The organism is Mesotoga sp. HF07.pep.5.2.highcov, assembly GCF_003666285.1.
GTDB lineage: Bacteria > Thermotogota > Thermotogae > Petrotogales > Kosmotogaceae > Mesotoga > Mesotoga prima.
The window spans coordinates 1-608 of the sequence record NZ_JFHJ01000267.1; the positions used below are offsets into that span (position 1 = coordinate 1).

Sequence of the window (608 nt, forward strand, 5' to 3'; positions counted from 1 at the left end):
GAACTCTTTGAAGCAATACTGGCCGATATCTGCATCACACCTTCTCTTCCGTGCTTCCCAAATGTATGCACATCTACTAACCTTGGCCTTCCTTCCGTTATCGTACCAGTCTTGTCGAAAACTACAGCACCAATTTTGTGAGTGGTTTCTAGGGCTTCGCCATTCCGGAAAAGAATTCCCATTTCGGCTCCCCTACCGGTACCCACCATTATCGCGGTAGGCGTGGCAAGTCCGAGTGCGCAGGGACAGGCTATTACAAGCACCGCTATCATCATGGACATTGAAAAGACGAGACCATATCCAAGCGTCATCCAGACAAGGAAAGTAACTGCCGCAATCACTAGAACGAATGGCACGAAATAACCGCTGACGACATCGGCCATTCTGGCTATCGGAGCCTTTGACGACTGTGCGTCCTCGACGAGTTTGATTATTCTCGAAAGGACTGTGTCGCTGCCAACGACAGTTGCCCTCATTTCGAATGCTCCATTTATATTCGTAGTACCGCCAATTACTTTCGAACTCTCTGAGATATCTACGGGAATCGATTCCCCAGTAATCATTGACTGGTCTACTGAGCTTGCACCATTCAAGACTTCCCCATCCAC

1 protein-coding gene is annotated in these 608 nt (G+C 48.7%); it reads right to left on the bottom strand.

Annotation, left to right across the window (positions count from 1 at the left end):
* Positions 1-608: HAD-IC family P-type ATPase (locus BG32_RS05475; protein WP_147434841.1), on the bottom strand; the 608-nt coding region annotated here is incomplete at both ends.